We start from the raw sequence: 592 nt of genomic DNA on the forward strand, positions 1-592 counted from the left end.
GCGACCGCCGCGCACGCCACTTGGTGCGCGTAGTCGGTCATCGGGCACCTCGAGCCGGGCGGCGCTGGGGCGTAGCGACCGAGATGCAGCAGCGCGTCCTGGATCTCCACCGTCATCCGCAGCAGCTGGGTCCCCGGGTCGGCCCGCTCGCCCGCCGCGGGCCGCAGCACGATCTCGGGCACCGCGGTGGTGAGATCGCGCCACAGCGGGCGCAGCCTGCGGCAGAATCGTCCGGCTCGATCGAGTTCCGCCGTGGCCAGCAGGGACCGGATCAGCGGAATGGCGACCACCATCGCGTCGAGCGCCAGGCAGATGGTGACCGTCGCTTCGATCCTGATCAGATGCGTGCCCCAGCGCTGCCATCCGGTGATCGCCCGCACCGTCGACAACACCAGATTCACCCCGAAAAGTGTTGCGTCCAGAGCATCAGGCCGCACACCAGCTTTTCCGCCAGGTCGATACCGCCCGTCCGCAGCTCACGGACGCACATGCGGGCCAGCAGCGAGACGTTGACCAGCAGCGGGAGGCCGAAGGCGGTCCACACCACCAATCCCTCGGCGTCCAGCGTCAGGTCGACGAGCCTGCCTTCCTG

General features: G+C 69.4%; 2 protein-coding genes. Both read right to left on the bottom strand.

Features of this window, described 5'->3' with window-relative positions:
• On the bottom strand, positions 1 to 401 hold a 401-nt coding region (locus ON19_RS30790), incomplete at its 3' end, for a DUF6545 domain-containing protein (RefSeq protein ID WP_043700726.1).
• On the bottom strand, positions 398 to 592 hold a 195-nt coding region (locus ON19_RS30795), incomplete at its 5' end, for a hypothetical protein (protein ID WP_043700729.1). The genes ON19_RS30795 and ON19_RS30790, both read right to left, overlap by 4 nt.

Origin of the sequence: Nocardia abscessus NBRC 100374 (assembly GCF_000308455.1) — a bacterium.
Lineage (GTDB): Bacteria > Actinomycetota > Actinomycetes > Mycobacteriales > Mycobacteriaceae > Nocardia > Nocardia abscessus.